The 1,277-nt window shown below is 68.3% G+C and carries 2 protein-coding genes; both read right to left on the bottom strand.

Annotation, left to right across the window (positions count from 1 at the left end; all coding sequences use genetic code 11):
* Nucleotides 1–177: GNAT family N-acetyltransferase (locus tag ELR45_RS43050; RefSeq protein WP_205857515.1), on the bottom strand; the 177-nt coding region annotated here is incomplete at its 3' end.
* Between the two features lie 363 nt (nucleotides 178–540).
* A partial coding sequence (locus ELR45_RS39525) for a helix-turn-helix transcriptional regulator (RefSeq protein ID WP_205857492.1) occupies nucleotides 541–1,277 on the bottom strand: 737 nt, incomplete at its 5' end.

The following is a 1,277-nucleotide window of genomic DNA, read 5'->3' as shown; positions in this document are numbered from 1 at the left end:
TGCCAGGGCGCTGCCGACTCCGCGGCCCTCGAACGCCCGATCGACCTCGGTGTGGGTCAGGACGACCAGCTCGCTGGTCTCCTGGTAGTCGATGAACCCGGCGACCGTCACGTCGCCGGCGGAGGCGGCGTAGCGCTGCCGGTCCGGATCTCTCGTCACGTCGACATCGGTGGACATGGTCGTGGAGCCTTCCTGTCGTTGGTGCGGTGACGGGGCCGTAATCCTCAGTCGAACATGGGTCGGCGGCCAACAGGCGCATCAGGTCGGGATAACGACGATTCGCTTCGTCTCGACGGTTCCGGAGTAGTTGCGCCGTGTCCAGAATTGCGCCGCAGACCGCTCTTTCGCGTCGGTGAAGGTCCCTGGTCTCACTACGCTGCCGGGCGCAGTTCGTGTCAGTGAGAATTGCCTAGGCCGGTCAGCCCCCAACCTGTCCCAACCTGTTTTCGGATGAGTGGCCTAACCTGGACCCGCGCAGCGGCGGATATCGTGGGCTAGCGCGCAGACGCGAGACCGGCAGACCGCCACCTGCCTGTCTGCTCAGGGAAGCTGCATTTTCCTGAGTTGTTGGCGGGAGGTAATGCCGAGTTTGCGGAAGATGTTGCGCAGGTGGGCTTCGATCGTGCGTGGGCTGAGGAACAGTTGCGCGCCGACCTCCCGGGATGTCGCGCCGGTGGCGACCAATCGCGCGATGTGCAGCTCGTGGGCGGTGAGGACATCGGTCGGCTGGGCGGTCCGTTTGCGCGGGTGCTCGCCGGTGGCCCGCAGCTCGCGGGCGGCACGCGCGGCGAACGCCTCCGCACCCATGTCCGACAGCAGCTCGTGGGCGGTGCGGAGTTGCTTGCGTGCGTCCTGGCGGCGGCCTTCGCGGCGCAGCCACTCGCCGTAGACAAGGTGAGCACGGGCCGCGTCGCTGGCCATCCGGGACTTTCCGAGCCGGTCGATCGCCTCACGGTAGTGCTCCTCGGCGGCGGGCCCGGTGCTCGTCAGCGCCCGTGAGCGCGCCTGCAGGCCGAGCGCCCACGAGGTGCCGCACGCACCCGCCCGTGAGCTGAACCACTCCAGTGCGGCCGCCGCGCGTTCCGGCTCGCCGGCGCGTACGGAAGCCTCGATGAGCTCGGGCAGGCCGGCGCTGCTGATGGACAGTTCGTCGGACCTGCACGCCCTCTCCGCGGCTTCCTGCGCGACCGAATAGTTGCCTTGCCCGTTGTGGAGTACTGCCACCGCGTACTGGGCCAGGGAGACTTCCGTCCCTTCGTCGGGGTAGGTGCCCTCTT

This window comes from Phytoactinopolyspora endophytica (assembly GCF_004138495.1).
Taxonomy (GTDB): Bacteria; Actinomycetota; Actinomycetes; order Jiangellales; family Jiangellaceae; genus Phytoactinopolyspora; species Phytoactinopolyspora endophytica.
The sequence above is the reverse complement of the archived record's forward strand: the minus strand, read 5'-3'. Positions and strand labels throughout refer to the sequence as shown.